29 protein-coding genes are annotated in these 25,809 nt (G+C 55.5%); 16 read left to right on the top strand and 13 right to left on the bottom strand.

The annotated features are described in order from the left end of the window. The first annotated feature begins 33 nt into the window (after positions 1-33). Genes FPY71_RS10005 through FPY71_RS09995 form a run of 3 tightly spaced genes read left to right on the top strand, consistent with a single transcriptional unit; the run spans position 34 to position 2,359 of the window. Entirely contained in the window at positions 34-435 is a 402-nt protein-coding gene (locus tag FPY71_RS10005; protein WP_149300101.1) for a hypothetical protein, read from the top strand. Positions 436-446: 11 nt separating this feature from the next. Further along, the gene (locus tag FPY71_RS10000) at positions 447-797 is read left to right on the top strand and encodes a hypothetical protein (protein WP_149300099.1); all 351 of its coding nucleotides are present in this window, start codon (positions 447-449) and stop codon (positions 795-797) included. Continuing rightward, positions 797-2,359 (top strand): hypothetical protein, encoded by a 1,563-nt coding sequence (locus tag FPY71_RS09995; RefSeq protein WP_149300097.1) that lies wholly within the window; start codon positions 797-799, stop codon positions 2,357-2,359. Before FPY71_RS10000 ends, FPY71_RS09995 begins: the two co-directional genes overlap by 1 nt. A gap of 7 nt (positions 2,360-2,366) precedes the next feature. On the opposite strand, the gene FPY71_RS09990 is transcribed toward FPY71_RS09995, so the two are convergent. Next, positions 2,367-2,567, bottom strand: coding sequence for a hypothetical protein (locus FPY71_RS09990; protein ID WP_149300096.1), 201 nt, complete (start codon positions 2,565-2,567; stop codon positions 2,367-2,369). 50 nt (positions 2,568-2,617) lie between these two features. On the opposite strand from FPY71_RS09990, the gene FPY71_RS09985 reads away from it, so the two are divergent. From FPY71_RS09985 to FPY71_RS09960, 6 genes are all read left to right on the top strand, one after another. Beyond that, positions 2,618-3,286: a lysozyme gene (locus tag FPY71_RS09985; protein WP_210246271.1), complete on the top strand. Its 669-nt coding sequence runs from the start codon at positions 2,618-2,620 to the stop codon at positions 3,284-3,286. A 22-nt stretch (positions 3,287-3,308) separates the two neighbouring features. Continuing rightward, the gene (locus FPY71_RS09980) at positions 3,309-3,629 is read left to right on the top strand and encodes a cell wall anchor protein (protein ID WP_149300092.1); all 321 of its coding nucleotides are present in this window, start codon (positions 3,309-3,311) and stop codon (positions 3,627-3,629) included. A gap of 1 nt (position 3,630) precedes the next feature. Then, positions 3,631-3,987: a hypothetical protein gene (locus tag FPY71_RS09975; RefSeq protein ID WP_149300090.1), complete on the top strand. Its 357-nt coding sequence runs from the start codon at positions 3,631-3,633 to the stop codon at positions 3,985-3,987. A gap of 29 nt (positions 3,988-4,016) precedes the next feature. Then, positions 4,017-4,358, top strand: a complete 342-nt coding sequence (locus FPY71_RS09970; RefSeq protein WP_149299200.1) for a hypothetical protein — start codon at positions 4,017-4,019, stop codon at positions 4,356-4,358. Next, entirely contained in the window at positions 4,355-4,843 is a 489-nt protein-coding gene (locus tag FPY71_RS09965) for a hypothetical protein (protein ID WP_149300088.1), read from the top strand. Before FPY71_RS09970 ends, FPY71_RS09965 begins: the two co-directional genes overlap by 4 nt. A gap of 439 nt (positions 4,844-5,282) precedes the next feature. Next, on the top strand, positions 5,283-5,921 hold the full coding sequence (locus FPY71_RS09960) for a cysteine hydrolase family protein (RefSeq protein WP_149300086.1): 639 nt from the start codon (positions 5,283-5,285) through the stop codon (positions 5,919-5,921). Between the two features lie 145 nt (positions 5,922-6,066). Here FPY71_RS09960 and FPY71_RS09955 read toward each other — a convergent pair whose 3' ends face one another. From FPY71_RS09955 to FPY71_RS09950, 3 genes are all read right to left on the bottom strand, one after another. Continuing rightward, complete coding sequence (locus FPY71_RS09955; RefSeq protein WP_246160285.1) at positions 6,067-6,288, bottom strand: DUF2934 domain-containing protein; 222 nt, start codon at positions 6,286-6,288, stop codon at positions 6,067-6,069. Between the two features lie 164 nt (positions 6,289-6,452). Beyond that, entirely contained in the window at positions 6,453-6,626 is a 174-nt protein-coding gene (locus FPY71_RS18485; protein ID WP_210246270.1) for a hypothetical protein, read from the bottom strand. Positions 6,627-7,210: 584 nt separating this feature from the next. Further along, positions 7,211-7,516: a hypothetical protein gene (locus FPY71_RS09950; RefSeq protein WP_149300085.1), complete on the bottom strand. Its 306-nt coding sequence runs from the start codon at positions 7,514-7,516 to the stop codon at positions 7,211-7,213. 893 nt (positions 7,517-8,409) lie between these two features. Here FPY71_RS09950 and ruvC point away from each other — a divergent pair. The 4 genes from ruvC to ybgC are packed head-to-tail and all read left to right on the top strand — an operon-like array spanning position 8,410 to position 11,061. Next, positions 8,410-8,910 (top strand): crossover junction endodeoxyribonuclease RuvC, encoded by a 501-nt coding sequence (gene ruvC, locus FPY71_RS09945; RefSeq protein ID WP_149300083.1) that lies wholly within the window; start codon positions 8,410-8,412, stop codon positions 8,908-8,910. A 19-nt stretch (positions 8,911-8,929) separates the two neighbouring features. After that, positions 8,930-9,550 carry a Holliday junction branch migration protein RuvA gene (gene ruvA, locus FPY71_RS09940; protein WP_149300081.1) on the top strand — a complete coding sequence of 207 codons (621 nt, stop codon included), beginning with the start codon at positions 8,930-8,932 and terminating at the stop codon, positions 9,548-9,550. Continuing rightward, positions 9,547-10,587 (top strand): Holliday junction branch migration DNA helicase RuvB, encoded by a 1,041-nt coding sequence (ruvB, locus tag FPY71_RS09935; protein WP_149300079.1) that lies wholly within the window; start codon positions 9,547-9,549, stop codon positions 10,585-10,587. The genes ruvA and ruvB overlap by 4 nt, the downstream gene beginning before the upstream one ends. Before the next feature lie 6 nt (positions 10,588-10,593). Continuing rightward, positions 10,594-11,061 carry a tol-pal system-associated acyl-CoA thioesterase gene (gene ybgC / locus FPY71_RS09930; RefSeq protein WP_149300077.1) on the top strand — a complete coding sequence of 156 codons (468 nt, stop codon included), beginning with the start codon at positions 10,594-10,596 and terminating at the stop codon, positions 11,059-11,061. A 162-nt stretch (positions 11,062-11,223) separates the two neighbouring features. On the opposite strand, the gene FPY71_RS09925 is transcribed toward ybgC, so the two are convergent. The 7 genes from FPY71_RS09925 to FPY71_RS09895 all read right to left on the bottom strand — a co-directional run bounded on the left by FPY71_RS09925 (position 11,224) and on the right by FPY71_RS09895 (position 18,382). Then, positions 11,224-11,457 (bottom strand): hypothetical protein, encoded by a 234-nt coding sequence (locus FPY71_RS09925; protein ID WP_149300075.1) that lies wholly within the window; start codon positions 11,455-11,457, stop codon positions 11,224-11,226. Between the two features lie 716 nt (positions 11,458-12,173). Then, a complete protein-coding gene (locus tag FPY71_RS09920) occupies positions 12,174-13,010 on the bottom strand; it encodes a bestrophin-like domain (RefSeq protein ID WP_149300073.1) in 837 nt (278 codons plus the stop codon). Positions 13,011-13,065: 55 nt separating this feature from the next. Continuing rightward, positions 13,066-13,521, bottom strand: a complete 456-nt coding sequence (locus FPY71_RS09915; RefSeq protein WP_149300071.1) for a type II toxin-antitoxin system HicB family antitoxin — start codon at positions 13,519-13,521, stop codon at positions 13,066-13,068. A 39-nt stretch (positions 13,522-13,560) separates the two neighbouring features. Continuing rightward, positions 13,561-15,084, bottom strand: a complete 1,524-nt coding sequence (locus FPY71_RS09910; protein WP_149300069.1) for a glycosyltransferase family 4 protein — start codon at positions 15,082-15,084, stop codon at positions 13,561-13,563. A gap of 111 nt (positions 15,085-15,195) precedes the next feature. Next, a complete protein-coding gene (locus tag FPY71_RS09905) occupies positions 15,196-16,197 on the bottom strand; it encodes a 4-hydroxyproline epimerase (RefSeq protein ID WP_149300067.1) in 1,002 nt (333 codons plus the stop codon). 7 nt (positions 16,198-16,204) lie between these two features. Continuing rightward, on the bottom strand, positions 16,205-17,470 hold the full coding sequence (locus FPY71_RS09900) for an NAD(P)/FAD-dependent oxidoreductase (protein WP_149300065.1): 1,266 nt from the start codon (positions 17,468-17,470) through the stop codon (positions 16,205-16,207). A gap of 15 nt (positions 17,471-17,485) precedes the next feature. Continuing rightward, positions 17,486-18,382, bottom strand: coding sequence for a dihydrodipicolinate synthase family protein (locus FPY71_RS09895; RefSeq protein WP_149300063.1), 897 nt, complete (start codon positions 18,380-18,382; stop codon positions 17,486-17,488). A gap of 147 nt (positions 18,383-18,529) precedes the next feature. Here FPY71_RS09895 and FPY71_RS09890 point away from each other — a divergent pair, with 147 nt between their 5' ends. The 3 genes from FPY71_RS09890 to scpA all read left to right on the top strand — a co-directional run bounded on the left by FPY71_RS09890 (position 18,530) and on the right by scpA (position 22,785). Beyond that, positions 18,530-19,198, top strand: coding sequence for a GntR family transcriptional regulator (locus tag FPY71_RS09890; protein WP_149300060.1), 669 nt, complete (start codon positions 18,530-18,532; stop codon positions 19,196-19,198). A 63-nt stretch (positions 19,199-19,261) separates the two neighbouring features. Further along, positions 19,262-20,620: a methylmalonyl-CoA mutase family protein gene (locus FPY71_RS09885; RefSeq protein WP_149300058.1), complete on the top strand. Its 1,359-nt coding sequence runs from the start codon at positions 19,262-19,264 to the stop codon at positions 20,618-20,620. Then, complete coding sequence (gene scpA, locus FPY71_RS09880; RefSeq protein WP_149300056.1) at positions 20,617-22,785, top strand: methylmalonyl-CoA mutase; 2,169 nt, start codon at positions 20,617-20,619, stop codon at positions 22,783-22,785. Before FPY71_RS09885 ends, scpA begins: the two co-directional genes overlap by 4 nt. Positions 22,786-22,859: 74 nt before the next feature. On the opposite strand, the gene cysG is transcribed toward scpA, so the two are convergent. Both cysG and FPY71_RS09870 read right to left on the bottom strand, forming a co-directional pair. Further along, positions 22,860-24,347, bottom strand: a complete 1,488-nt coding sequence (cysG, locus tag FPY71_RS09875) for a siroheme synthase CysG (protein ID WP_246160282.1) — start codon at positions 24,345-24,347, stop codon at positions 22,860-22,862. Between the two features lie 196 nt (positions 24,348-24,543). Continuing rightward, the gene (locus FPY71_RS09870; protein ID WP_149300054.1) at positions 24,544-25,755 is read right to left on the bottom strand and encodes an NADP-dependent isocitrate dehydrogenase; all 1,212 of its coding nucleotides are present in this window, start codon (positions 25,753-25,755) and stop codon (positions 24,544-24,546) included. Positions 25,756-25,809: the final 54 nt, after the last annotated feature.

Here is a 25,809-nt window from a genome sequence, read left to right as displayed (position 1 = left end):
GCCCATCGAGGCGGCTTTTTTATTGGAGCCACCATGGCCAACGCACTTTATCCCAAATTCAAAGAAGCTCTTCTTGCGGGCGACATCGATATTCCGGAAGACAGCGTTCGCGCAGTTCTCATTGACGTGAGCGAATACACCTTCAGCGCCACCCATGATGCGCTGAACGATGTTTCGGCGGGTGCGCGTATTTCCGGCCCTCAACCATTGGCTTCGAAAACCATTTTGAATGGCACGCTCGATGCAGCCAATCTGACCTTTCCGGCAGTGCCTGGCGGTGCAGTTGTTGGCGCAGTCATCATCTACGTCGATACCGGCACCGAGAGCACATCTCCTCTCATCGCCTATATCGATACCGGCTCAAACCTGCCCATCACGCCAAATGGTGGCGATATCAATCTGAACTGGTCCGAAAGCGGCATCTTCTCCCTGTAAGGAAGCGCGTCATGGCTGTAACGACCCCTGCGCCTTCGGTTGTGCCTGGCTTTGAATATGCTGTGCGCGTGGCCGTATCGAGTGCAGAGCCGGTGTTCCCGGAAGCCTGCGAGTTGCGCGCCGATGTTCGGCGTTTTTCGTACTCCACCGACAGAATTGCAGATCTGACAACCGACAACGGCGGGCTGCTGCGGATCGATGATGAGACGGTGGAGATTCGGATTAGCGCAGTACAGACGGCCAGCATCAGCGGCTGCTCGGTCGTGTTGGATCTGGTTCGCACGGATGTTCAGCCTGAGAACTATCTCTACCTGAGGCTCAGCCTGCCGGTCATGTCGCCAATAACCAGGGGCCATCCATAATGGAGACGGTGCGCATCTCTCGCACGATGGGTCTGGCGACTGTCGTCATTTCGGCGGGCATCAGCGGTGTAGCCATCAGCGCCGCACCGGTTGAGGAAGGCAATCGCCAGACTATCCGGCTAGCCAGAATCCAATCCACTGCTGTAGTTTACGAACCAACCTTCGAGCTTGCGTCAAACCCAGCTCAGGATATGACGCCTGCGCACATCCCGGCCGCGGCTGTTGTTCACCCGGTAGCCGTTTCGGCTGGATCTGTCACGATTGCGCCGGCTGAGATTACCTCTTCGGTCGTGGTGCATGAGCCAACTGTCGAGGCCGGGCCCGTCGATGTGCTTCCCACTCACGTCTCATCCACGTCGCTTGTTCATCCGGTGACAATGAGCGCAGGACCGGTCAACGTTGCACCGATCCTGCTCGCGTCAACGGCCATCGTATACGCCCCGCATTTCTCAATCGCTGCGCCTTGGTATGACGATCCGCTATTTGATACCTGGGCAGCCGGTGTGGACTGGAACAATGACCGCGCCTTTATGCCCGTCGGGCCAAAGGTTGGCGGCAAGTATCCAAAACGCGAAGCCGCAATCAGCGAGATCATTACGATCGAAGGCCCAGCCGGTCGCAGCTACATACCCGTGAACGGTTTACCCTTCTCATATGATACACTTGAGAACGCGCCCCGCTATGATTGGCAGCGTGGCCGGCGGCAGTGGTGGATTGATCCCGTCCCGCGCTTCAATCGCATCTACAACGCTGCAATCTTCATCACGCCCGTAACCATTCACATGATCAATTACAGCTACCTGTTCAGCTTCTACGGAACTGGATATGTGGAATGCACCGGCGACACTGTGCCGGGCGGTTCATGGCGTCTTGATGGCACTGGCGCGGATGAAATGGTGTGGGCATTCTTGCCTCATCCCGATTCCGGAGATGTTACTGTCACACCGCATGGTGATGTCCGCTTCATCAACGTCGATACCCACGGCGTCACAGGCCTTGACCCGAACTATCCAACCAACTTCATTCCAACAGCAAGCGAGCGTGTTGATCGTGCACGTGAGCATGCCGTTCTGGCACCGGATATCGTTGCGATGCTGGGGCAGGCGGGATCAATGCTCATCCAGGGGCAGTTCACGACCGGCGTCAACAATCTCGTGCCTGGCGGCAACAACCGCCGCGTTATCGTCGGATGGGATCACGATGCCTATCTCGGCATAGATGGTTCCGGGAACGTGGTTAATAACACCGGCCATGGCAATCTTCTCTCAACGCCGATGGGTTCTGGCGACAGCTACGACCCATTCCGCTTGGTGTTCAGTTTCCTTGAGCGTGACTTGGCAGGTGGCGATGGCATAAGGCGCGTGGCGGCCAACGGTGGAGCCGTGGCTCAACATGCTCATCCATGGCAGGGCGGGCCTGGAGATCATACGGGCTTTACGCTCGCCCGTGTTCCAAACTGGTTCCAGGCACAGGATGCCGGCGCGGGCGGCTACGATCTGATGCTGTTCTCGCCTGAGCTCATGGCCGCTTCGGACGTGCAGCAAACTTCGCGATTCATTTGATTGCCGCTTACTCTCGTGATCTGGGCAACACGGCCAAATCAATGGCCTTCAGACGATTTAAGATTTCGACGTAGTTCTCACCAATTTCTCTTTGCGCGAGCTCATTCTCAATAGCAAGGAAATCAGCTTTTGCTGCGCTTCTCATCCACGCACCTGTTGCGAAGAGTGCCCATATCCAAGGCACATATTCCATAAGTAAACCGTTCATATCCATCTCCTTACACCACACATCAATCAAAGTAGGGCGCATCCATGAAAATGAGCAATCGCGGTCTGGCCGAATTGGCCGGGCACGAAGGAATTGTCACGTCCCGGTACAAGGACAGTGTCGGTGTCTGGACCGTAGGCGTAGGCCATACCAAACCTGCTGGACCGCCCGATCCTGCAAAGGACACGCGAACATATGAAGTCCAAGAGTTGATCGAACTATTCCGGAAGGATGTGGCGAAATACGAGTCGGATGTGCTCCGGGCTGTGAAAGTGCACCTGACACAGACGCAGTTCGATGCGCTGGTTTCCTTCCACTACAACACCGGCGGCATCGCGAATGCACAGCTCACCAAGTCGCTAAACGCCAAGAATTTCAAGTTGGCCGGTGAGCAGTTCATGGGCTGGTCCAAGCCGGCTGAGATAATCCCTCGCCGACAGAAAGAGCAGAAGCTGTTTCAGAGCGGCGTCTATTCGAACAATGGAATGGCAAACGTCTATCCTGCTTCGTCATCTGGCGCGGTCCAGTGGGGCAAGGGCACGCGCATCGATGTATTGAAGATGCTGGAGACTAATGCTTCCACGTCACCACCTTCTAACCCCGACAATTCAGGTGTTTCAGGGCCAAATGACGGCGTTTCGTCACCACCCCGCACCCCGTCCATCATCCTCGCAGAAATCCGGGCTCTCCATGAAGAGCTTGAAGAAGCCATTCGCTGACATCTCCAAAGGAAACATCGTTATGAAACGTGTACTCATTGCCGCTGCTGCGGCGCTGGCTCTCACCGGCTGCGCAAATATGGACGGACTCATCCAGTCAAAGCAGGATGAACTTGCACAGATCTGCCGCACCGAGCCGATCATTCACGCCGCCTTTGTCGCAATCGCTGCTGACGGCAGCATCTCAAAACGCATTGTCCAGGCTGAGCTTGAAGCGCACACCACGATTGCAGCGATCTGCGCCAATCCTCCGACTGATACCGCTACGGCTCTGGCTACCGCGGCCGAAGCCTATGCGCGGGTATTGTCTGCTCGTGCCAAAGCCGCTGAGCAGGAGAGCTGATATGTCCAGTTTGAAAACTGCAGTCATCAAGGCTGCCGTCTCAGGTGCTGCGAGCGCGGCGGCCAGCCCGAATATCGCAATTGACCGTTCGGCCATTCAGCCTGTAGCCGAAACCATTGCGGCTCGTATGGAGCCCATTATCCAGCACGTCACTAACACTGAGCCTTGGTGGCGCTCACGCGTCACGCTTGGCGCGCTGCTGGCTTTGTTCTCAGGCGTCGCCGGAACGATGGGCTACGTGATGCCAGATGAACTTCGCGGGGAAGTCCTCGAACTGTTGGTTGCTGCTGGGCCGGTGATCGGCGGAATTGTGGCCCTGTGGGGAAGGTGGGTTGCCAAGCAACCACTCGGCACCTGAACCCATGCGCAGCAAGGAATACTGTACCCATGGATTTGAACGGCGACCTCTTCGGAAAAAACACGCAATTGGTGGTCGCCGGTATTGCCGGGGGCCTTGTTCGTTGGCTGACGCTTAGGGAGAGCTGGCGGAGCCTTCTGCCAACTCTTCTGGTTGGCGCTCTGACCTCAGTCTATCTCGGCCCGCACTTCACAAACTGGCTGTCTCCGATCCTTGGAGCCATCACGCCAACGGGAACCAGTGAAGACACTCTGGGCGGGTTTCTGGCTGGTGTGGTGGGCATAGGACTGACCGGCCTCATCATCGACTTCTGGAATGTGAGGCGTGGCAAGATCGTACCATCGGAAACCGACAAGGGGCCGACGACATGAGGAACAAGGCAAAGGTAGCGGCCAAGTTCGCGATAGGGCGGGCTCTCTCTGTCATGTATGGGGCGATGGTCGGTATAGGCTTCTGGGCTGTCATCCTGATGGTCGGCCCGGTAATCGAAGCGCGCTTCTACCCAGTGATCAAGGATTTTACGATTGAGGATGTGGTGCGAACTCCGACAGGCGTGCTGTTCACTCCGCACTTCTACAAGCAGCGCACGGCGTTTTATCAGGGCTCATCGTGGGAAGTTGTGAACGAGGACGGATCCAACGTCCGCGTGCAGGCTCAGTTGCCCGTTGTCTTCACCGCACCTGAGACTGGCCCAGTTGGCCCGCGTGTTGGCCGGCAGATATTCCTGCCATTGCCGGAAGGTCCTCAGTGCTTCATCGGCACATACTTCCACGACACCGGCTTCTTCTGGCAAGCCGCCACAAAGTTCGGGCCGTTCTGTGTTCACGAGAAGAAAATACAGCTACCGCCGAGTTAAGTAGTTGGAACCCAATCCAATATCACAAATACGATTATGAGATTGAACGAATTATGCCTAAAATTGAACCTAGATAAAATGCTAGGCCGACGGTAAGTGCATATAGAATGTAACGCAATAGTGTTGCTATCTCCATTAAATGGAAATTCACATCGTATAATTGTTCAGGTGTGGCGGTGGGCTGGTTCAGGTACCGATCGAAAGCAACTTCATTTTCTTTCAGTCGCCTCCACTTTCGAATGTTAAGAGCCACCTCATACCTCCACAGACCAGATCCAATTCAGTCTGGCTCAAGTATGATACGCGGAAAAGGTCTAAATCAACCTTTGGACTGAATAGGCACATTCTTGGCTGAATAGTTTTCTTCATCGCTCTCGCGAGCGCTTAGCACCGGCTGCGCGGGGCTTTATTTTTGTTCGGGCTATGCCAAGTATCTGGAATGAGCGATGAGGAAGTAAATTCTCGAAACTGTGACAAACTTGAGAGGTGGCTGCTAAAGCCTTGCGCCCACTTGTGCATTGACATGCAACTGATGTTCGCGCTCGATACCGACTGGAATACACCTTGGATGAGCCGGGTGTTGCCATTCGTGTCAATTCTGGCCTCCCATGCGCCCACCCATACTATCTTCACCAAATTCATGCCACCTGCTGATGCGAGTAAGGCCTCCGGCGCTTGGCAATCCTATTTTGAGCGATGGTCGCAGTTTACCCAAAACGTTATAGACCCTCAACTCCTTGAGTTGGTGCCGGAACTTGCTCATCTGGTTCCGCCTGCACAAGTTCTTTGCAAACCACGTTACTCGCCTTTCAAAGGCACAGCCTTGCTCGCAGACCTTCACGAACGGGGAATAAAAACACTGATCATCAGTGGGGCTGAGACAGATGTCTGCGTATTGGCTGCGGTAATAGACGCAGTTGATGCTGGGTTTTGGGTAGTACTACCTGAGGATGCGCTCTGCAGTTCGGCGGATTCAACTCATGACGCGTTGATGGAGCTTTATCGAACCCGCTTTTCTCAGCAAATCTTACTGACAGACGTTGAGTCTATAGTGCGCGAGTGGAAGCCTACGCAATAGGAGATTTTTACGAATAGAACAGCAAACGGGGGCTTCACTTCTGGCGGTATTTGGTCTGGAGACGCGCGGTATGCTATTCGACGACGGCGTCGAATTCGAAGCAGTTTCGCCGCCTATCGAGCGTAATTCTAGGGCTCACAGCTATCTATATGGTCTGTTTAGGCTGCCGATTAGGGCCCTTGGGAGCTCTTATCAATCCCTCGGGAAGATCGTCTTCTGCAAACTTCGGCGATCCGCTTGACCCTTCTGCCGCAACAATCTCTGCGGTTGCTTGATCCCAGTGAACATTCGCCTGACCTTCAGGGCATCCCGCATCTTCCCATATTTCATGCGCCCTCTGACGAATGAGTTCTTCTCTGCTTCCCATTATAACCTCCTGATTATTAAGCCTCACTTGGAGCACTGGAACACCGGACCCGGCTATGGTTGTTCATGAGCATAATGGGCCAGCATCGAAATGGGCCAACTACCATTATCACAGCGCTCGGTCCCTGCTGACCATACGGGGCGCGCTATGTATACGTTCTCTCATTATTGTTGATCCTTACCAGCAGACTTTTTTGCCTCTTCCAGGCGCGCTGCTCGCAAACGTTCTGTCTTCAATGCCTTCTTCTCTCTTTCAACCGCTATAATCGAGTTTGCAGCGAGATCCGTATTTTGTGCACGTTCGCGACGAAACTCTTGCGTATTGCCCTTTCTCATCATCTTGTTCCCTCAACTATTTGAAATGGTGTCAGCGATCACTGCCGAAAAGAACTCTCCGTTTGTCAAACGAGTTCCCCCGCTTAAGACGAAATCCAAAAACTCAGAGTGATCCTGTGACGGGCCTTCTGTCTCACTCGCATTCCGACCAAGGCTTCAAGTGACGCCCCGCCAACACAAATCAGGTCGGTTATTTCGGGCTCTTTAGAAACGTCCTTGCCCGTGCAATGCTCGGCCCTCGCTCGTTAGGCGAACGAAAATGTCCTGATCAGGGATCTGACGACACTCAACCAAACCTCGAACCTCAAGCACTTGGACAAATGAAATCTCTTCAGAAGAAAAGGATCTCATGGAAAGCTCGCCTGGGGTAAGGCGGTTTAAGATCAGGCGCATTGAAGGCGCCAGATCATTTACGGGAGAAGCCACAGCTCTCTCAACAACACCAGATCGTTTTAGGTCCGTCGGGTGCTTCTTTCAATATTTAGCATATCCCCAAAAACGAAATACTCCAAATGGTTAGGCCTCATTGCGTTTAACGCCGTATTTAATCGTGCGAGGACTGGTTATTCCTTCAAAGAAGCCGTGATCTAATCCTTTGCTGCGGCTTTACGGATTGGGAACGTTGCGTCGCCATCCTTCTTTCCGGATATTACTCGGGGGTCAGCGCTTATAACGCCGTCATTGTCCCCACCGTGTTGCGTGCCAACGAATTGGCCTTCCGCATCGTCCTTTGGTCCCTTGCGGGTGCCATCTTTTTTATTCGGCATCATCGTTTTCTCCTTCACACTGGCAACGCGAAGCTGCAGCCCCTGGTTGCAGGGCTCATTGTCTTCGGCAGATGGGTTCCAGATGCTTACCGTGATGCCAAAGAGGGCGACATTGAAGGGAGCCATCTCGCGCTTCTGGGTGTGACGTTACTGGCGGCAGGCTCTTCCTACTCAGGCACGTTTGGCCTGGCGTGGGCGCTGGCTGGTCAGCCGTCAGAATGGACGGGAACGCCATTCAGCTCGTTAGGCCGCGCATTATCCACTGCCGGGTTTGTGCTGTTGATCATCAGCCCAGACGCAACCAAGGAAGGCATCCGGCCCCCCGCGCTGGTATGTGATTGCTTCGGGCGTCGTTGCTGCTTCCCCGCTCGGCTTTGGCTGGGCTGGGCTGGGCTATTTTTGTAGCCTCCACAAATTAAGGTGCTGTGGGATGCTTGTTCGCGTAGGCCGCGTATTCACCGGTGGGGTTTTGTCTGTGGAGTGATAGCCCCGCGTGTTGGGAGCATAGATGTATGTGATGTCTCGCGAACTGCAAGCCGCACACCTGACCCGGAACTTTGCCTTGTGGGTGGTGGCATCTAAGCCAAAATGCTCTGCAAGATCGAACACATCCATATCCAGAGTACGGTTGCATTCGCGATTGCCGCAGTACGCGGTGATGCTCCCGCCCGACTCTATAACGTCGCGAAGCGTGTCAACAGAATAGCCGCCGTCAGGAAGTCTGCCCATTGTGTTCTCCTTCTGTTCCATTTCGGGCAGAGAAAGAGATTCGACAAGTGGCTATTTCAGCAGCCGCGAAAATGGGATTTATTTCGTCGTCCAATCAGCATCGCCAGTTTCGCTGACAAGCTCGATTTATACCGTGGAAACTTCACGCGCGGGATGCCGTGTCTCATTATCAACCTCAGGCATGACCGCTGCCGCGATCGAATTTCGTTTCGCTTATGTTCTTATTCCGTTTGTTCCACGTAAGTATCTGTGGCTATAAGGAAGGAAGATGACAGGCAGGGGTAAGGGCAATTCGCATCATTGGCATTGATCCAGGTTTGCGGCGCACTGGTTGGGGCGTGGTGGAGAGCGTGGGCAACAGCCTGCGTTTCGTCGCATCTGGCACGGTGACTTCCGACAGCAAGGCGGAACTGGCCTTACGGTTGCGGCAGCTACATGATGGTTTAGCCGAGGTCTTTGCGCAGTTTTCCCCAGGTGAGGCAGCGGTTGAACAGACCTTTGTAAACAAGGATGCTGTTGCGACTTTGAAGCTGGGACAGGCGCGAGGCATTGCTATGCTTGTTCCTGCACTTGCGGGTTTGCCCGTAGCGGAATACGCGCCTAATGCCGTAAAAAAAGCAGTCATTGGAGTCGGGCACGGCGAAAAGACCCAGATCCATATGATGGTAAAGGTGCTGATGCCGCTGGCCAGTTTTAATACAGACGATGCGGCTGATGCGTTGGCAATAGCGATTTGCCATTCGCACCACCGGCAATCGGCGCGCGTGCGCGCTATGATGTCTTCTTTATAGCGGCAGTTGGAGTCGTGGTTTGATTGGCAAGTTAAAGGGCACAGTGGATACGCTGGGCGAAGACCATATCGTGCTTGATGTGCATGGCGTTGGCTACATTGCCTTTTGCGGCGCACGCACTTTGATGAATGCACCCGCGGTGGGTGAGGCCATGGTGCTGTTCATTGAAACGTATGTGCGGGAGGACATGATCCGTCTTTATGGGTTTGCCACGGATGGCGAGCGAGGATGGTTTCGTCTGTTGCAAAATGTTCAGGGGGTCGGAGCAAAGGTAGCTCTGGCAGTGATGAGCACACTCTCGGCCTCGGAACTGGCCAATGCGGTGGCCTTGCAGGACAAGGCTATGGTTGCGCGCGCCCCTGGCGTTGGCCCAAAGGTAGCCGCCCGCATCGTGAGTGAATTGAAGGACAAAGTGCCTGCCTTGACCGGCGCCAGCGATGCGGCTGCCTTTGCCCTGAAGCGAGACGTAGGGGATGGCGTTGCAGGTGGTGCGGTGTTGGATGCAATTTCAGCGCTTGTGAACCTTGGCTATGGGCGCGACCAGGCAGCCAGTGCGGTTGCCGCTGCCGTAAGTGAAGCGGGAGACAATGCTGATTCTGCCAAGCTTATTCGACTTGGATTGAAGGCTCTGAGCCGATGAGCGATGCGGAGAGACTGATTTCTGCGGAAAAGCGGGGCGAGGATGATGTGACCTTGCGTCCGCAACGGCTGGACGATTTCATTGGCCAGGCTGCCGCACGCGCAAACCTGAAAGTGTTTATTCATGCTGCAAAGGCGCGGCAGGAAGCACTCGATCATGTGCTGTTTGTTGGTCCGCCGGGCTTGGGCAAAACCACATTGGCGCAAATTATGGCCAAGGAACTTGGCGTTAATTTCCGCTCGACCAGCGGGCCGGTGATTGCCAAGGCCGGAGACTTGGCGGCGCTGCTGACCAATCTGGAAGACCGGGACGTCTTGTTCATCGACGAAATTCACCGGCTTAACCCGGCGGTGGAGGAAATTCTTTATCCGGCGATGGAGGATTTTCAGCTGGATCTTATTATCGGAGAAGGGCCAGCCGCCCGCTCGGTGAAGATTGATCTGGCCAAATTTACGCTGGTGGCTGCCACCACGCGCATTGGCCTTTTGACCACGCCATTGCGTGACCGTTTTGGCATTCCGGTTCGTTTGAACTTTTACACAGTTGAAGAGCTTGAGCTGATTGTCAAACGCGGGGCGCGGTTGATGCAGTTGCCCATGAGTGAAGATGGCGCACGTGAAGTTGCCCGCCGTGCGCGTGGCACGCCGCGTATTGCCGGCAGGTTGCTGCGCCGTGTGCGCGACTTTGCCACCATGGCTAATGCGGAGATTGTGGACCGGAAGATTGCAGATGAGGCATTAATTCGACTGGAAGTTGATAGTCTTGGGCTGGACCAGCTGGATCGCCGATATCTGGACCTGATCTCACTTAATTTCGGCGGTGGGCCTGTTGGCATTGAAACCATAGCCGCCGCCCTTTCCGAGCCGCGAGATGCGATTGAGGATATTGTCGAGCCTTATCTCTTACAGCAGGGCTTTTTGCAGCGCACGCCCCGGGGTCGGGTTTTGACTGCGGTGGCGTTTCGCCATCTCGGGCTTGCTGTTCCTACTTTGCCCGGCGTGCAAACCGGTTTGTTTGACGGACCGGGCGAGGAGTAAACAGCCATGGCTGGCGATGAGTTCGTGAATTATGCCGCAAATCTGGCAGGTTATTTGACGCCGGAAGGGCACTGCCTTCCAGTACGGGTGTATTTCGAGGATACTGACTTTTCTGGCGTGGTGTACCATGCCCGTTATCTGCATTTCCTGGAACGTGGCCGAACAGATTATCTGCGCCAGCATGGTATTGGGCATCGCGAGCTGCTGGACGGCACTTTTGGCGAACCCATGGCATTCGCTGTGCGCCATATGGATATAGATTTTTTGCGCCCCGCTAGAATTGATGACGTCCTTTTGGTGAAAACTCAGACTTCACTCCTAGGCGGAGCAAGGATTATGCTCGAACAGTCGATTCTCTTGGATGATGTGCTTTTGATAAAGGCAAAGGTCAAAGTCGCAGTAATTTCTCCTGGAGGAAAACCGCGGCGAATGCCTGCCCTCGTTGCCGAACGCTTAGGAGCTACAGCGCAATAAAATGCCCGCAGCTGAGGTCTAATTCTGCTGCGGGCGGGCACCAATCAGTGAACGAATCCACCGATGTAGCCATTCTAAACTACACCAAACTCCGCGTTTGTAAAAGTGCTTGATAGAGGGTGCGTACGGCGCTCTGGAAGCTCGCAGTATGTTCTAAGAGGGTTATTCTCGGATCAGTCGGTCCACTATTTGTTTTGCAACGCTGGCGTATTTTTCCTTGGGTAGCGCACGCAGTTCTGCACCATGTGTAAACTGTCTGAAGGCTGCAGCCAGTTCTTCCTGAGTCCATCCCACTGCCAATGCCTCGTGTTCTAGCACAGACATCGCTTCCGAGATGGCCTTGGCGCATTCTTGTTTTCGGTCAGGCCTAAAAGGTGAGGGAGGTTGAATAGACATGTCGGCGCCTAGTCATTTGCGATACGGCAAACTACCAGCCTCATAATGAAGAGTCATCATCGATCAGATTGGTATTCACTTGGCTCGATCTCCGACTCGCTGTCGTGCGATAAATCTGCCGTCGGTATGTGGAGCTGAGGCCGGATCTGCAGTAAAGTAGGTGCGGGGGTCGCTCAAAATTATCGTTTGATATCAATGGTCCACACTTCCCCGCACTTTTAGACAAGCCTCTGAATTGATTGACATCTGGCACAATTCTCGACCGCACCAGTTGTGTTTTTCCCCTCGAAAGGCATTGGTTTGTCAGCATCTTATGGAAAAGGTGCGGGGGAATTATCAACGTTTCGGTGACGAAGGCTCCCTTTTGCACTTTACCAATGCGGGCTTTCCGGGTGCGAAACGGTGCTAGTATCAAAAATGCTTTGGATCACATGGACATGATGCATCTGGGTTGAAGCCAGCCCTGATTAGCGAAGCATTACCTCCAGTGCAGATTTCATGTTCCGCAGATGGAAATGTCTCCAAACATAAAATCAACACAATGGCCTGTCATCAGAGCGTCATCGCGCGTCGCTATGAAGCTGATGCGCAGTTTGATCTTGGCATTTTTTCCGACCACGGATGTACTGGCGAGTTTAGATGCAAGGTCATTCCTCTACCAAGAGGAGCCGGAGCCGTTGGGTGAGATCCCCAGCGGCTTTTTCTTTTGTTCGCTATCAACCTGTTCTGTTCCACAGTCCGTCAGTTGGTCTTGCCTCACTGAGGTGCTGCGAGAGGAAGTTGGGCCGGGTATCGGACAGCGGGTCGAGATGCACCACCAGTATCCAGAAACCGGCCAGACACGCGATTGAGTAAATCGCAATTGCGCTGTAACCCGCAACGGGCTTGTCCAGATGCACCAGAGCAATGGTGATCATCGTCAGAAAACTCAGCGAGAACATCAGATACCATTTGGATGCGTCGATCGCGCTTTTGTTGACGGCCAGCCGCTGGCTTCGTGCTTCATGCAAATCGTCCAACGCACCCACAAGCTTCAATTCAGCAATCGAAGAAACGATCATTGGCGGGTGAATTGCGATCTGGAGTATGTTCTGAAGCGTTTGGTCGACTTCTTCATGGCCCGCGTCCAGATCCGACCGCGCATGCTCATGCTTTTCAACCGCACCCACATAATTGCTGATTTCATCGCGAAGTTCAGCCCAGTTCAAGGCGCCGGGCGAGGCAAGGTCGGCCAGGCGAATGATCGCAGACCGTTCGGTGGTCAGAGCCTGATCTGCCTTGTTGGCAAGAACCCAAAGGTCAGATGCAGCAAAGCCCAGCGCCAACGCCCACATGGTGGCAATCACTCCGATGAATGGGGGAGCAGGAATTAACAGGTAACGGTAGGCGGGCAGCCTCTGTCCGACTGCAAGGATCAGCAAGGCTACGCCCGCCATGGTTGCTACAAACACAAATATCGCGATGATCAGCGCAGTTTGAGGTAGGCTTAAAAGTGTCAGCATGAATTCAGACTGTTCCTGCACTGATGATTGTGTCGGCACGCCCGCGCTCATCAATCAATTGCAGGCTGCAATTATCTGATAGACGCAACGAGCAGTGGCGGCCAGTCTAAACAGCTCTGCCGGTTCGGGTCGAGCGATCCCGCCCGATATCGGATATTTCAACAGCAACACTCTTGCCCAGTACGGTCAGGGCCTCCTCCAGTGTCTGAACCTTGGTCCAGTGCATTGGATCAAGAATACGCCGTGCCTCTGTTTCCTGCTTTCCCAAAAGCAACGCAAGCTCGGTTTTGCTGATGCCTGCTTCATTGAAGGCCGCGATGGTGGCCAGCTTGAGTGTGTCGAACACGGCAGTCGCCACAGGCACGCCTGACCTTGCAATTGGCGACGGCATGGGATCGCCGGAACGAACCCGGCCGCGGAGTGCAAGTCCCAGGGCTTCCCTTGCAGAGGCCAAAGCCTCTGCCTCATCTTTTCCACATGTGATCGCTTCAGGAACATCCTCAAATGTAACCAGAAAGCCATCTTCGTCAGAAACTAATGTTGCAAGAAAAACTTGGGTCATTTGTGCATCGGCCATTTTGTTTATAGTCTGGAGACTGGTTCAGTTATTAAGGCTGTTCAGCTTGAACGCTCGATAACCTCGAAGCAGCTTTTTTTCCTGGGCAGCCCAGGAGTAGTTTTTCATCAGAGAAGCGCCGGCCACGGCATCGGGAGTGTAAGCTGCTCTGTTGTGATAAACATGCTCAATAGCGGCTGCTATGGCTGAAGGGTCAGTCTGGTCCATGCTGACGCCAAGGCGGTTTCGCTCAACGAAACGCTTCATTTCCGGAAGGTCTGAAACGCAGAGCGGAATGCCGGACAGAGCCATTTCAAAAAGCTTGTTGGGCATGGAAAGGCGATAGCTGAGCGATGCATCCTGTATCGGGCAGATGCCGATATCAGCGGTCCGGGTGGCCATTACCACCGCATGCGGTGCCACGGGCGCGAGAAGATGCACACGTTCCGCAACGCCATGCTCCGCGGCTTTTTCCATCAACCACGCATCATTGGCCGCGTGGCGCGGGCCAAGAATGGCCAGATGATATTCCGGCAGGCTTCTGAGAGCTTCTGTTACGAGGTGAAGGCCGCGACCTTCCCGTCCCACATTGCCAGTATAGGCAATCAGCGGTGTGTGCGGATGAATTCCGGCGAGAGAGCGAATATCCGGCCCATCATGATTTTTCTGGCGAAGATCAGGCGCATTGTGGATCACGAGCGGCGTGCCATTTGTGAATTTCCCCGCATAGATCCGTGCGATACCATCAGAAACGGTGATCAAACCGTCGGTCTTTTTCAGAAGATGGCGCTCTATCCGGTCAACGAAACTCGCATTCTCGTCCGAGAGTTGCGGCATACGCGCTGTCTCAAGTTCATGCGCATCAAACACCACGGCAGCACTGTTCTCTTCCGCCCAGCATGTGGCAATTGCCAGTGGGTAGAGATCATGGGAATGGATGATTGAGGGCTTCTCCCGAAGCCCGTAGGTCATAAGGTTCAGCGTAAAAAGATAGAATTTCAGTTGCGGAAAGGCTGCCCTGCGCTCGCTGTCGTATAATTGATATGCAGTTTGCCATTCGCTTCGTTTGCGTTGAAAAGCTTCTGACGCGGCGTCACGTTCGGGCGTGCCGGAGGGACAATTCTTGATACGCCTTTTGAACGCCGGCAAAGCGCGCTCAAGCTGTTCTGCGGAAAGTTTCAGGCCTATGACCCGCATATACAGCGATCGCAAGCCGCACGCCTCTTCTCCGAAGAGTTCGAATGCCCGTTCTCTCAAACTGGTCGTCGTCGGTGGATCGAAGTCAAACATCGGCAGACGCTCAAATCGTATCCCATCAACCACTTCGCGGTCTGGCACGTCACTTGCAGAACGAGCATAAACCAGCACGTCATATCCGCCGGTCACAAGACTTGCTGCCTGCTTCAGAACCCGACTGTCATGTGTTCCCGGGTTGCTGACAATACACAGGGCCAGAGGCTTTTTTCTGGCTGATACATCTGCTTCCGGCTCCCGCGTTGGGACTGGTACCTGTGCAGTGACAAGAGGTTTGACAGAACGCAGCAGTTTAAAAAAATGGCCACTGATCATGAGCGCTCCGCTGTGAAAACCTTTTGCGTGAACATACAGGCAGTTTTCAGCAGCGAAACTAAAAAATAAACAATGAATAATAGATCTTTGGTCTTGCCTTGTGCCTGCCGGTTACAAAACCTGAAAGCCGTGTGCAAACGGGTCTCTGTCGTCAATGAAAATCGTGTTGTAACCTGTCATGCGAGCCCATCCCGCAATGGATGGGACAATTGCCGGTATGCCAGCCACCTCGGCCGCAGCCTCCACCCTGCCTTTGAACAATGATCCAATAATACTTTCATGCACAAACGGATCTCCAACCTGCAATTTTCCCCGCGAAGCCCAATGCGCAATACGGGCGGATGTGCCTGTGCCGCACGGAGAGCGGTCGATGGCCTTGTCCCCGTAAAAAACTGCATTGCGCGCATGGGATTCAGGGTTGGTTGGCGCACCGGTCCAGAGAATATGTGACAGGCCGCTGATCTCTGGCTTTTCCGGGTGAACAAAACTGTATTTTTCATTCAGCGCGCGGCGCAGAGGGCCGGAAAACTGCACCAGTTGAGACGCTGTGTAATCAGCCATATCGCGGAAACCGGGTTGCGCCTCGACAATTGCGTAAAAGTTTCCGCCAAAGGCGACATCCACAGTCAGGCTGCCAAGGCCGGGACATTCGACTTCCAGACCTGTGGAATGCACAAAAGCCGGCACATTGACCAACCGGACTTCCTCAACATACTGGCCTTCCTGCCGATAGGTCGCCACAACCAGACCGGCAGGGGTGTCGAGGCGAAGCACTCCGGGTTCTTTCGGAGTCACCAGTCCATGTTCCAGCGCCATGGTTACCGTGCCGATAGTGCCATGCCCGCACATTGGCAGGCAGCCGGATGTTTCAATGAACAATATCGCGACATCGCAATCATCACGCGTGGGCGGGTACAGCATAGAGCCTGACATCATGTCATGGCCACGTGGCTCAAACATCAAGCCGGTGCGAATCCAGTCATATTCCGCCAGAAAATGCGCCCGCTTTTCCAGCATGTTCGCGCCTGAAAGGTTGGGGCCACCACCCGCCACCAGACGCACGGGATTGCCGCATGTGTGACCGTCTATGCAGAAAAATGAATGCCGCGCCATATGTTCTTTACTCGTGATGTTTGAAACGTGCAGGTGAGTAGGCAGCCATCGGAATAGCCGGCTCACTGCCCAGAACCAGATCTCGCACCAGACGCGCCGTACCGGCTGACTGCGTCAGGCCAAGGTGGCCGTGGCCGAATGCGTAAACAATGGAGCGGCTGGCGCTGGAATGGCCAATAACGGCCAGCGTATCTGCCATGGATGGGCGGAAACCCATCCACTGCGTACCGCCAGCCGGATTCAGCCCCGGCAGAAATTCCTGCGCTTTTGCCAGCATTGCAGCGGAGCGCGCATAGTTGGGGGCTAAAAACAGGCCGCCCAGCTCCACCGCGCCACCAATTCTTACGCCTCCTTCAACGGGCGTGGCGACAAAGCCGTGGCCGTTGAAATAGAGCTGACATTTCAGATCAAAGGCGCCCGGAGGCAGTGTGGTGTTGTATCCGCGCTCGGTTTCAAGCGGCAATTTGTCTCCAAGCGCAGCGGCCAGCTTTCCCGACCACGCACCGGCGGCAAGAACCACGCAATTGGCTGTCAGCACGCGGCCGCCAGGACAGATGACACGCGCGCCTGTGCCTTGTGGCTCAATCTTCAGCACCTCATCGCGCACAATCGAGCCACCTTGCGCGGTGAACTGGCTGGCCAGGGCCATGGTGAAATCATAGGGGCTTTTGACCTGCTGACCCGTTGGATCGTAAACCGCATGGCTCAGAAACCGCTTGGCCAGTCCGGGCTGCAGCGTTTCAATTTCGCTTCCGGAAATCACTTGAAAGCCAATCCCGGCCTTTTCCTTGGCTGTCCAGTCCCGCCTTGCGGCGTTAAAGGCTGCCTCGCCATCGTAAAGGTCCAGAGTGCCGGTGGTTTCAATGTGCTGGCCAAGCTCTGCACTGGCACTGGCACGCTGCATTTCCTGCCGGGAAAGCTGCATCAAAGCGGCCTGCGCCTGCATGATTTTGCCATAGGCCTGGGGCCTGCTGGCTTGCCAGAAGCGCCACAACCAGGGGGCAATTCTGTGTGCGTAGGAGGGGCGGATGCTCAGAGGGCCAAGCGGATCCAGCAGCCATTTCGGTGCCTGACGAATGATGCCGGGTGAGGCGAGGGGCATGATCTCGGAAAATGCCAGGATTCCGGCATTGCCAAAACTGGCACCGCGCGCCGGAGCATTTTTTTCAACAATCGTGACCGTCCGACCGGTGGCAGACAGTGCCAGCGCCGCCATCAGGCCAACGACGCCAGCGCCGATAACGACAATATCGGCCCTGGCTTCCTGCGTCATTGGGTTGCCCTGTTTTCAGGAAAGGGAGGGAAGAGCTGGCCGAGTGGCAAGCGCCTGAGAAATGATTTTCTCGACCCGTGCACGCTCTTCGCCCGCCAGTGGCTGACGTGGTGCGCGAACCCGGTCATTGGAGCCTATGGCCATAACTTCCGCCAGCTTGATATTTTGCACAAGATAGCTGGAAACATCTAGGTCCAGCAATGGGCGGAACCAGCGATAAATGGCCAGTGCCTCCTGCGTGCGGCCCTGCTGAAGCAACTGGTAAATGGCAACCGTTTCCTTCGGAAAGGCCACCACAAGCCCGGCAACCCAGCCAACTGCACCCACCGACAGGGCTTCGAATGCCAGATTGTCAACGCCGGTCAGAACGGCGTAACGGTCACCCAGCCGGCTGAAGATTTCCGAGGTGCGGCGAATATCGTCGGATGATTCCTTGATGGCGACGAAGCGACTGTCTTCAGCCAGCTCTTCCATGATGTCCGGCGTGATATCGACCTTATAGGCAACGCGGTTGGAATAGATCATGACGGGCAGGTCACCTGCCGCTGCCACCGCGCGCATGCTGTCCAGCGTTTCCTGCCGGTTTGTGTGGTAAATCAGGCTTGGCACAACCATCAGTCCGTCAGCGCCAGCCTTGGCGGCAGCTTTGGCAATCTCGCAGCTTTCCGCTGTCGACGCCGCGGCAACTGTCATCAGCACCGGCTTGCCATTGCTGACAGATCTGGCGGTTTTCAACAGCTCGATCTTTTCGCTCAGGGTTAGCATTGGCCCTTCGCCCAAAGAGCCGCAGACGATCAGCCCGTCACAGCCTGCATCCATTTGCAGGCCCCAGCAACGAACATTCTCGTCATTGTCCAGACCGCCGTTTTCCAGAAACTTGGTTGTAACGGCGGGGATGACGCCCTTCCACATGGCAAAAAACTCCTATCGAGAACCAATGATTGGATTGATTATTGCAGATTGGATCCAATTTGCAATATCGGATATCTTTCTTTTTTCGCTCTTTTGCGGCATCATGTGTACGAGGTTTAAGTCTCTAAGCGTCATTGTGAGAATGCGATGCTCAATATCAAGGCAAAAAACATCGGCACCATGGCGTCAGCCGCCGATCTGATTTTTGAGGCATTGCGTGAATCCATCGTCGATGGTGATTTGCAGGATGGTGATCTGTTGCGCCAGGACCAGCTTGCCACCATGTTCAATGTCAGCCGCATTCCAGTGCGCGAGGCGCTTGCAAGGCTGGAAGAGCAGGGGCTTGTGACCAACCAGCGCTACAAGGGCGCCGTCGTCTCCTCGCTGTCGCTGGCAGAAATTGCTGAAACATTTGAATTTCGGGCGCTTCTGGAATCCGAAGTCATTCGACACTCGGTGCGCAATCTGCGCCCGGAATCGCTGCGTGAGGCGACATTGTTTCACAAGCAGTTTGCAGCGGAAAAAAACAGCGCGAACTGGGCCACGCTGAATCGGCGATTCCATGAAACGCTGTATCAGGATGCGGGCAGACCCTATTTTTTACAGGTGGCAGGGGCCGCTTTGGACAAGGTGGGGCGATATTTGCGCGCGCAACTGGTGCTGACTGATGGCATGGCCCGTGCGCGCGCCGAACATGCTGAAATCCTGCAGGCCTGCAAGGATGCGGATGCGGATCTGGCGGCGCGCCTGACCCATGATCACATCATGGGCGCGTGCACAGGACTGGTTGAATTTCTGAAAGTCCAGCGTAGCTGATTGGCTAATAAGCCGCACAATGCGTAAAATGCTTTTCGTCAATGGGCTGGAAGGACGCGTCAGGTGCAGGCAGGTCAGGGTTACGAAGAGCAGGAGGCAGCCTGGCGGTCACGGGTAGCCAAAGTCTTGAAAGATGCAGACTTTGAAACGCTCTGTTCGCAAACCCTGGAAGGTTTTGCGCTGCAACCACTTTATCGGGCTGTTGAGGTTGAAACGGCCCGTTCCACAAGGCAAAGGCCAGATTTGCCATGGAAAATCTTTCAACGGTTGGACCATCCCGAGCCGCTTGCGGCTGCGGATCTAGCCTTGGCCGATCTTGCCGGAGGTGCAACGGGTCTGGAAATCTGCTTTGACGGCGCACCGGCGGCTTACGGCTTCGGCATTGCTGCGCGTGATTTGGCAGAAGCACTTCGCCCGGTGGAACTGGACCGTATTTCGCTTGCGCTTGCTTTGCCGGATGGTGATGAGGCGGCCTGCGTTGAGGCGGTATTGGCCGTAATGGCCAACCAGCGCCTGACACCAGACCTTGTCCATATCAGTTTCGGCCTCAACCCGCTGGCTGCCAATGCCAACCTTGCACAAAAGCTTTTGGCGTGTGGATTTGGCGGGCCGATCTGGCGGGCAGATGGCCGCGTGCACCACAATGCCGGAGCGTCGGCCGCGCAGGAACTGGCAGCAGTTCTATCAACGTCAGTTGCTGCCTTGCGATGCCTGGAAACGTTGGGCGAGTCTCTGGAAAATGCTTCGGATCTGATTTCGCTGCATCTTTCAGCCGATGCGGATGAATTTATTGGCGTGGCAAAGTTTCGCGCCTTGCGGCAATTGTGGGGGGAGGTTGCCGCCGCATGCAACATGCCCGCTCAACAGCCACTGATTGGCGCAGAAACCTCTTTGCGCATGGTAACGCGGCAGGACGCGGCAACAAATCTTCTGCGCAATATGCTTGGTGCTTTTTCGGCGGCGATTGGCGGCGCAGACAGCATTTCCATTTTGCCGCACACAATTGCCGTGGGGCTGGGTGATGCCATGTCCCGGCGCACCGCCCGCAATCTGCAAATTCTGTTGCTGGAAGAAAGCCATCTGGCAGCAGTTGCGGACCCCGCCGCAGGCTCGGGTGCTTTTGAAAGCATCACGGCCTCTCTTGTGGGCGAAGCATGGGCGCTGTTTCAGGAACTGGAAGCGCAGGGCGGCATAGTGGCCGCAATGGGTTCTGGCGCCTGGCAGGCAGAACTGGCCAACACAAGGGCTGCGCGGCTGGCGGCTATTGAATCCGGCCAGCAGCCAATTCTGGGTACCACCAGATTTATCAACCCTGACGATCGTCAACCGTCCGTTCTGTTGCCAGGGCCCAGGTTCACCTCTCCATTGGGTGTGTATCGTGACGCGCAGTCATTTGAGAGCGAAAGCGAGGTGGTGGCATGAGCGCGATCCCTGATTTTTCCACTCTGGCGCGCAAGGGAGTTGCCATGCCGGCCAAAGCCCGGATGGCGGAACCGTGGGAAACACCCGAAGGAATTGCCGTTGCCTCCTGTTACGGGCCGCAGGATTGCCGGGGCCTGAACTTTGCCAGTTCTTTTCCTGGCGTGCCGCCGTTCGTTCGCGGGCCTTATCCTACGATGTATGTGAACCAGCCATGGACAATCCGGCAATATGCCGGTTTTTCAACCGCCGAGGAATCCAACGCCTTTTACCGGCGCAACCTTGCCGCGGGTCAGAAGGGGCTGTCAGTGGCCTTTGATCTGGCAACGCATCGTGGTTACGACAGCGACCACCCGCGCGTTGCGGGCGATGTCGGCATGGCGGGCGTTGCCATTGATTCCATCTATGACATGCAGACGCTGTTCGATGGCATCCCGCTGGATCAGATGAGCGTATCCATGACCATGAATGGCGCTGTGTTGCCCATTCTTGCTTTGTACATTGTTGCGGGTGAAGAACAGGGTGTATCTGCGGACAAGCTGTCCGGGACCATTCAGAACGATATTCTCAAAGAGTTTATGGTGCGCAACACCTATATTTACCCGCCGGCCGGGTCGATGCGCATTGTCTCCGATATTTTTGCCTACACATCGCAGCATATGCCGCGTTTCAACTCCATTTCCATTTCCGGCTACCATATGCAGGAAGCGGGAGCGACCGCCGATCTGGAACTGGCCTATACGCTGGCGGATGGTGTCGAATATATGCGCGCCGGGGTCGATGCAGGCCTGCCGATTGACAGTTTTGCGCCGCGCCTTTCCTTCTTCTGGGCAGTTGGCATGAACTTTTTCATGGAAGTGGCCAAGCTGCGCGCAGGCAGGCTGCTGTGGACCGAGCTGGTTTCAAGGTTTAACCCGCAAAGTGAAAAATCGCTGGCATTGCGGGCCCATTGCCAGACCTCTGGCTGGTCGCTGACCGCGCAGGATGTGTTCAACAATGTCGGACGCACGGCCATTGAGGCCATGGCGGCAACCCAAGGCCACACACAGTCGCTGCACACCAACTCGCTGGATGAGGCACTGGCGCTTCCAACCGATTTTTCCGCACGCATTGCCCGCAACACGCAATTGCTGCTGCAACTGGAAAGTGGCACCAGCCGGATCATCGATCCGTGGGGTGGCTCCTGGTATGTCGAGCGCCTGACGGCAGATCTGGCGTCTCGCGCCATGGCGCATATTGACGAGGTGGAAACTCTGGGCGGCATGGCAAAAGCCATTGAGGCAGGCGTGCCGAAGCTGAGAATTGAAGAGGCGGCAGCGCGCACCCAGGCTCGAATTGATGCCGGCCTGCAAACCGTGGTCGGGGTGAACCGCTACAGGGTGAGTGATGAGCAGCCGATTGACGTGCTGAAAGTTGACAATTCGGCAGTGCGCGCCCGGCAGATTGAAAAGCTGGAACGGCTGCGTGGCTCCCGCAATCAGGCGGAGGTGGATGCGGCCCTGCAGGCTTTGACCCGAAGCGCGACATCAGGGCAGGGCAATTTGCTGGCACTGGCGGTGGATGCGGCACGGGCGCGGGCGACAGTCGGTGAAATTTCCCTGGCGCTGGAAACCGCGTGGAACCGGCACAAGGCCGACATCAAAATCAACAAGGGCGTTTACAAGCGCGAATTCGGAACCCCCGATGAGGCAACCCGGCGTGTGCAGTCCCTTGTTGAGGATTTTCGCAATGTTGAGGGCATGCTGCCCAAAATTCTTGTCGCGAAAATGGGGCAGGATGGCCATGATCGCGGCCAGAAGGTTGTCGCCTCCGCCTTTGGTGACCTTGGTTTCGACGTGGTGATTGGTGCACTCTTTGCCACGCCCGGCGAAGTGGCTGAACAGGCGCTGGCAGAAGATGTGCACGTGATTGGCGTTTCGTCACTGGCCGCCGGGCATCTGACGCTGGTGCCGGAGCTTCGCGAGGAATTGCGCAAGCTTGGGCGGCCAGACATTCTGGTCGTTGTTGGTGGTGTCATTCCCCCGCAGGATTTTGATGAATTGCGCTCTGCCGGGGCAGCGGCGATTTTTCCGCCCGGAACGCCGATTGCGCAAGCCGCGCTGGAACTGATGGACAAGCTAAATGCACATCTTGGCTACCGACAGAAAAAACCGGAAGCCTATTACTAGAGAGTTTCGCTTTAACTCTCGGTATTGTCTCATGAAATTGCCGTTGAAGTAACGCGGCTTAAATGGCAGGATGTTTAAGCCGTTTTGGCAAGAAGGTCGGTTTCAGGCTGCCAATTGCCTGGTTGCACTGCCAGACATTGCGCAAAAACCTGGCCCACCCCGATCAGAATTGGTCGATCAAGGCCCACAGCCGCAACCAGCTCGGGCAGTTGCGCCAATGTGCCAACATTGCGGGCCTCATCCTCACGGGAAATGTTGGCAGCTATGGCAACCGGAGTGCTGGCCGCCATTCCTTCCTGCTGCAACTGCGCGGAAATCTGCGCGGCCATTCGCCCGCCCATGTAAAAGATTGTCGTGGCGTTGCTGCCTGCCAATGCCTTCCAATCCACGTCTTGCGGCAACCCGCCCTTGCGGGAGTGGCCGGTGACAAGGCGCACCTGCTGGGCATGGTCGCGGTGGGTCAGCGAAACGCCAAATCCGGCGGCCATGGCTGATGCGGCGGTGATGCCCGGCACAATGCTGACCGGAATTCCACGCTGCTTCAACTCGGCAATTTCTTCGCCAGAGCGACCAAAAACGGAGACATCGCCGCCCTTCAGCCGCACGACGTGTTTGCCCGCCAGAGCAAGCTGCACCATTGTCCGGTTGATGTCTTCCTGTCTGCAGGAGTCGCGTCCGGCCCGCTTTCCCACCAGCATGCGACGAGCCTCCCGCCGCGCCAGTTCCAGAACCTCATCCGAAACCAGATCATCAAACAGAATGACATCCGCCGCCTGCAAGGCGCGAACGGCTTTCAGTGTCAGAAGTTCTGCATCGCCGGGGCCAGCGCCAACCAGCGTCACACGGCCTTGCGCAGCTTGCGTATGGTGAAGACTTTCAACCAGATCGTGCAACTCGGCTTCCTGCTGGGCATTGGGCACCCGCCGGGTGAACGCCATGTCTGACAGTTTTTCCCAGAATGCACGGCGTTGCGGGCCGGGCTGCAAACGGGCCATAACTTCGCCCCGCAGCCGGGCTGCCAGGGCCGCCCAGTCACTCAACGCGTGCGGCAGCAGGGTCTCAATCCGGCGGCGAATGGCTTGTCCCAAAATTGGCGCTGCGCCATCGGTCGCAATGCCGATCACCACCGGGGAACGGTTGACGATGGTGCCAAAGCGGAACTGACAGAATTCCGGTTTGTCGATAATGTTGACCGGCACACCCGCCTGCGTTGCGGCTTTGACAAAGCGTTCCGCTTCGCCATTCGTTTCAAAGTCTGCCACCGCCATGGCCGCGCCTTCGAATTCGGCATCCCGCCAGTCTCGTGAGCGATGCTGAATACTGCCTGCGTAATCATTGGATAGAACGGTGTGCATTTCCACCGAAAGCTCGGCCGGTGCAGCATACAGCTCAACCTTGGCGCCGGCCGCAGCCAGAAGTTCGGCTTTCCAGGCGGAAGCATTGGCTCCGCCCACCACTATTGCCCGCTTTCCCGTAAGATCGAAGAACACCGGCAGGCTGGCCAGATTGCCCATGCGCATCGGTTGTCTTGTGCGGCCATCGAAAGTGTCTGTGTCAGCCATTGCCATGTCCGTTACAAATCGTACCGGTAATTTCAAGCACTTGAGGCAGACAAACAAGAAACAGCCATCCCTATGCCCGGGGCAGCATGGTCAAAAGCTCTCCAACCAGAGCCTGAGGCGCAAAATCCTTTCTTCCGGACCCAAGCGGCCCTTAAAAAGCAACAGGGGCGGTAGACCGCCCCTGCTTCATTTCCGATCAGGCCATGGCCTTTTGCAGATTTTCGTCGACTTTATCGAGGAAGCCGCTGGTGGACAGCCATGGCTGATCCGGGCCAATCAGCAAAGCCAGATCCTTGGTCATGTGGCCGGACTCGACGGTCTGAATGCAAACGGATTCAAGCGTCTGGGCAAACTTTGCCAGTTCCGGATTGTTGTCCAGCTTGGCGCGGTGTGAAAGGCCACGTGTCCAGGCAAAAATCGAGGCGATGGAATTGGTGGACGTTTCCTGCCCCTTCTGATGCTGGCGATAGTGGCGCGTCACGGTGCCGTGCGCAGCTTCGGCTTCCACTGTCTTGCCATCCGGCGTCATCAGAACCGAGGTCATCAGGCCCAGTGAGCCGAAGCCCTGCGCCACGATATCGGACTGCACGTCACCATCATAGTTTTTGCACGCCCAGACATAACCGCCGGACCATTTCAGCGCAGAAGCAACCATGTCATCGATCAGGCGGTGTTCGTATGTCAGCTTGCGCTTTTCAAACTCAGCCTTGAACTCGTTGTCATAAACTTCCTGGAAAATGTCCTTGAAGCGTCCGTCATACACTTTCAGAATGGTGTTCTTGGTCGAAAGGTAAACGGGGAAGTTGCGCTGCAGACCATAGTTCAGCGAGGCCCTGGCAAAATCGCGAATTGAATCGTCCAGGTTGTACATGGCCATGGCAACACCAGCGCTGGGTGCCTGATAAACCTCATGTTCAATCGTCTGGCCGTCTTCGCCAACAAACTTGATCGACAAGGTGCCCTTGCCGGGAAATTTGAAATCCGTTGCACGATACTGATCGCCAAAAGCATGGCGGCCAACCACAATCGGCTGGGTCCAGCCCGGTACGAGACGTGGAACGTTCTGCATGATGATGGGCTCACGGAAGATGACGCCGCCCAGAATGTTGCGGATTGTGCCGTTAGGCGACTTCCACATCTTTTTCAGATCAAATTCTTCAACGCGCGCTTCATCCGGGGTGATGGTTGCGCATTTTACACCCACGCCGTGCTTTTTAATGGCGTTTGCGGCATCAATCGTCACCTGATCATCCGTCGCATCGCGATTTTCGACCGAGAGATCGTAGTACTCAAGATCGATATCGAGATAGGGGTGAATCAACTTGTCTTTGATAAAATGCCAGATGATACGGGTCATTTCGTCGCCGTCGAGTTCAACGACTGGGTTTGCGACCTTAATTTTCGCCATCTATGCCTTCCCTCCGGGAGTTGAAGCCCCGCCGCGCGGTTGTGGCCGGACTGA

This window comes from Aureimonas fodinaquatilis (assembly GCF_008369445.1).
GTDB classification, from domain to species: Bacteria; Pseudomonadota; Alphaproteobacteria; order Rhizobiales; family Rhizobiaceae; genus Aureimonas; species Aureimonas fodinaquatilis.
Note: the sequence above shows the minus strand (reverse complement) of the source record. Positions and strands in the feature narration are given on the sequence as shown.

Coding starts and splice junctions, on each gene's coding strand:
- FPY71_RS10005 (WP_149300101.1), top strand. CDS start 34: ATGGCCAACGCACTTTATCCCAAATTCAAAGAAGCTCTTCTTGCGGGC.
- FPY71_RS10000 (WP_149300099.1), top strand. CDS start 447: ATGGCTGTAACGACCCCTGCGCCTTCGGTTGTGCCTGGCTTTGAATAT.
- FPY71_RS09995 (WP_149300097.1), top strand. CDS start 797: ATGGAGACGGTGCGCATCTCTCGCACGATGGGTCTGGCGACTGTCGTC.
- FPY71_RS09990 (WP_149300096.1), bottom strand. CDS start 2,567: ATGAACGGTTTACTTATGGAATATGTGCCTTGGATATGGGCACTCTTC.
- FPY71_RS09985 (WP_210246271.1), top strand. CDS start 2,618: ATGAGCAATCGCGGTCTGGCCGAATTGGCCGGGCACGAAGGAATTGTC.
- FPY71_RS09980 (WP_149300092.1), top strand. CDS start 3,309: ATGAAACGTGTACTCATTGCCGCTGCTGCGGCGCTGGCTCTCACCGGC.
- FPY71_RS09975 (WP_149300090.1), top strand. CDS start 3,631: ATGTCCAGTTTGAAAACTGCAGTCATCAAGGCTGCCGTCTCAGGTGCT.
- FPY71_RS09970 (WP_149299200.1), top strand. CDS start 4,017: ATGGATTTGAACGGCGACCTCTTCGGAAAAAACACGCAATTGGTGGTC.
- FPY71_RS09965 (WP_149300088.1), top strand. CDS start 4,355: ATGAGGAACAAGGCAAAGGTAGCGGCCAAGTTCGCGATAGGGCGGGCT.
- FPY71_RS09960 (WP_149300086.1), top strand. CDS start 5,283: ATGAGCGATGAGGAAGTAAATTCTCGAAACTGTGACAAACTTGAGAGG.
- FPY71_RS09955 (WP_246160285.1), bottom strand. CDS start 6,288: ATGGGAAGCAGAGAAGAACTCATTCGTCAGAGGGCGCATGAAATATGG.
- FPY71_RS18485 (WP_210246270.1), bottom strand. CDS start 6,626: ATGATGAGAAAGGGCAATACGCAAGAGTTTCGTCGCGAACGTGCACAA.
- FPY71_RS09950 (WP_149300085.1), bottom strand. CDS start 7,516: ATGGCTCCCTTCAATGTCGCCCTCTTTGGCATCACGGTAAGCATCTGG.
- ruvB (WP_149300079.1), top strand. CDS start 9,547: ATGAGCGATGCGGAGAGACTGATTTCTGCGGAAAAGCGGGGCGAGGAT.
- ybgC (WP_149300077.1), top strand. CDS start 10,594: ATGGCTGGCGATGAGTTCGTGAATTATGCCGCAAATCTGGCAGGTTAT.
- FPY71_RS09925 (WP_149300075.1), bottom strand. CDS start 11,457: ATGTCTATTCAACCTCCCTCACCTTTTAGGCCTGACCGAAAACAAGAA.
- FPY71_RS09920 (WP_149300073.1), bottom strand. CDS start 13,010: ATGAGCGCGGGCGTGCCGACACAATCATCAGTGCAGGAACAGTCTGAA.
- FPY71_RS09915 (WP_149300071.1), bottom strand. CDS start 13,521: ATGACCCAAGTTTTTCTTGCAACATTAGTTTCTGACGAAGATGGCTTT.
- FPY71_RS09910 (WP_149300069.1), bottom strand. CDS start 15,084: ATGATCAGTGGCCATTTTTTTAAACTGCTGCGTTCTGTCAAACCTCTT.
- FPY71_RS09905 (WP_149300067.1), bottom strand. CDS start 16,197: ATGGCGCGGCATTCATTTTTCTGCATAGACGGTCACACATGCGGCAAT.
- FPY71_RS09900 (WP_149300065.1), bottom strand. CDS start 17,470: ATGACGCAGGAAGCCAGGGCCGATATTGTCGTTATCGGCGCTGGCGTC.
- FPY71_RS09895 (WP_149300063.1), bottom strand. CDS start 18,382: ATGTGGAAGGGCGTCATCCCCGCCGTTACAACCAAGTTTCTGGAAAAC.
- FPY71_RS09890 (WP_149300060.1), top strand. CDS start 18,530: ATGCTCAATATCAAGGCAAAAAACATCGGCACCATGGCGTCAGCCGCC.
- scpA (WP_149300056.1), top strand. CDS start 20,617: ATGAGCGCGATCCCTGATTTTTCCACTCTGGCGCGCAAGGGAGTTGCC.
- cysG (WP_246160282.1), bottom strand. CDS start 24,347: ATGGCTGACACAGACACTTTCGATGGCCGCACAAGACAACCGATGCGC.
- FPY71_RS09870 (WP_149300054.1), bottom strand. CDS start 25,755: ATGGCGAAAATTAAGGTCGCAAACCCAGTCGTTGAACTCGACGGCGAC.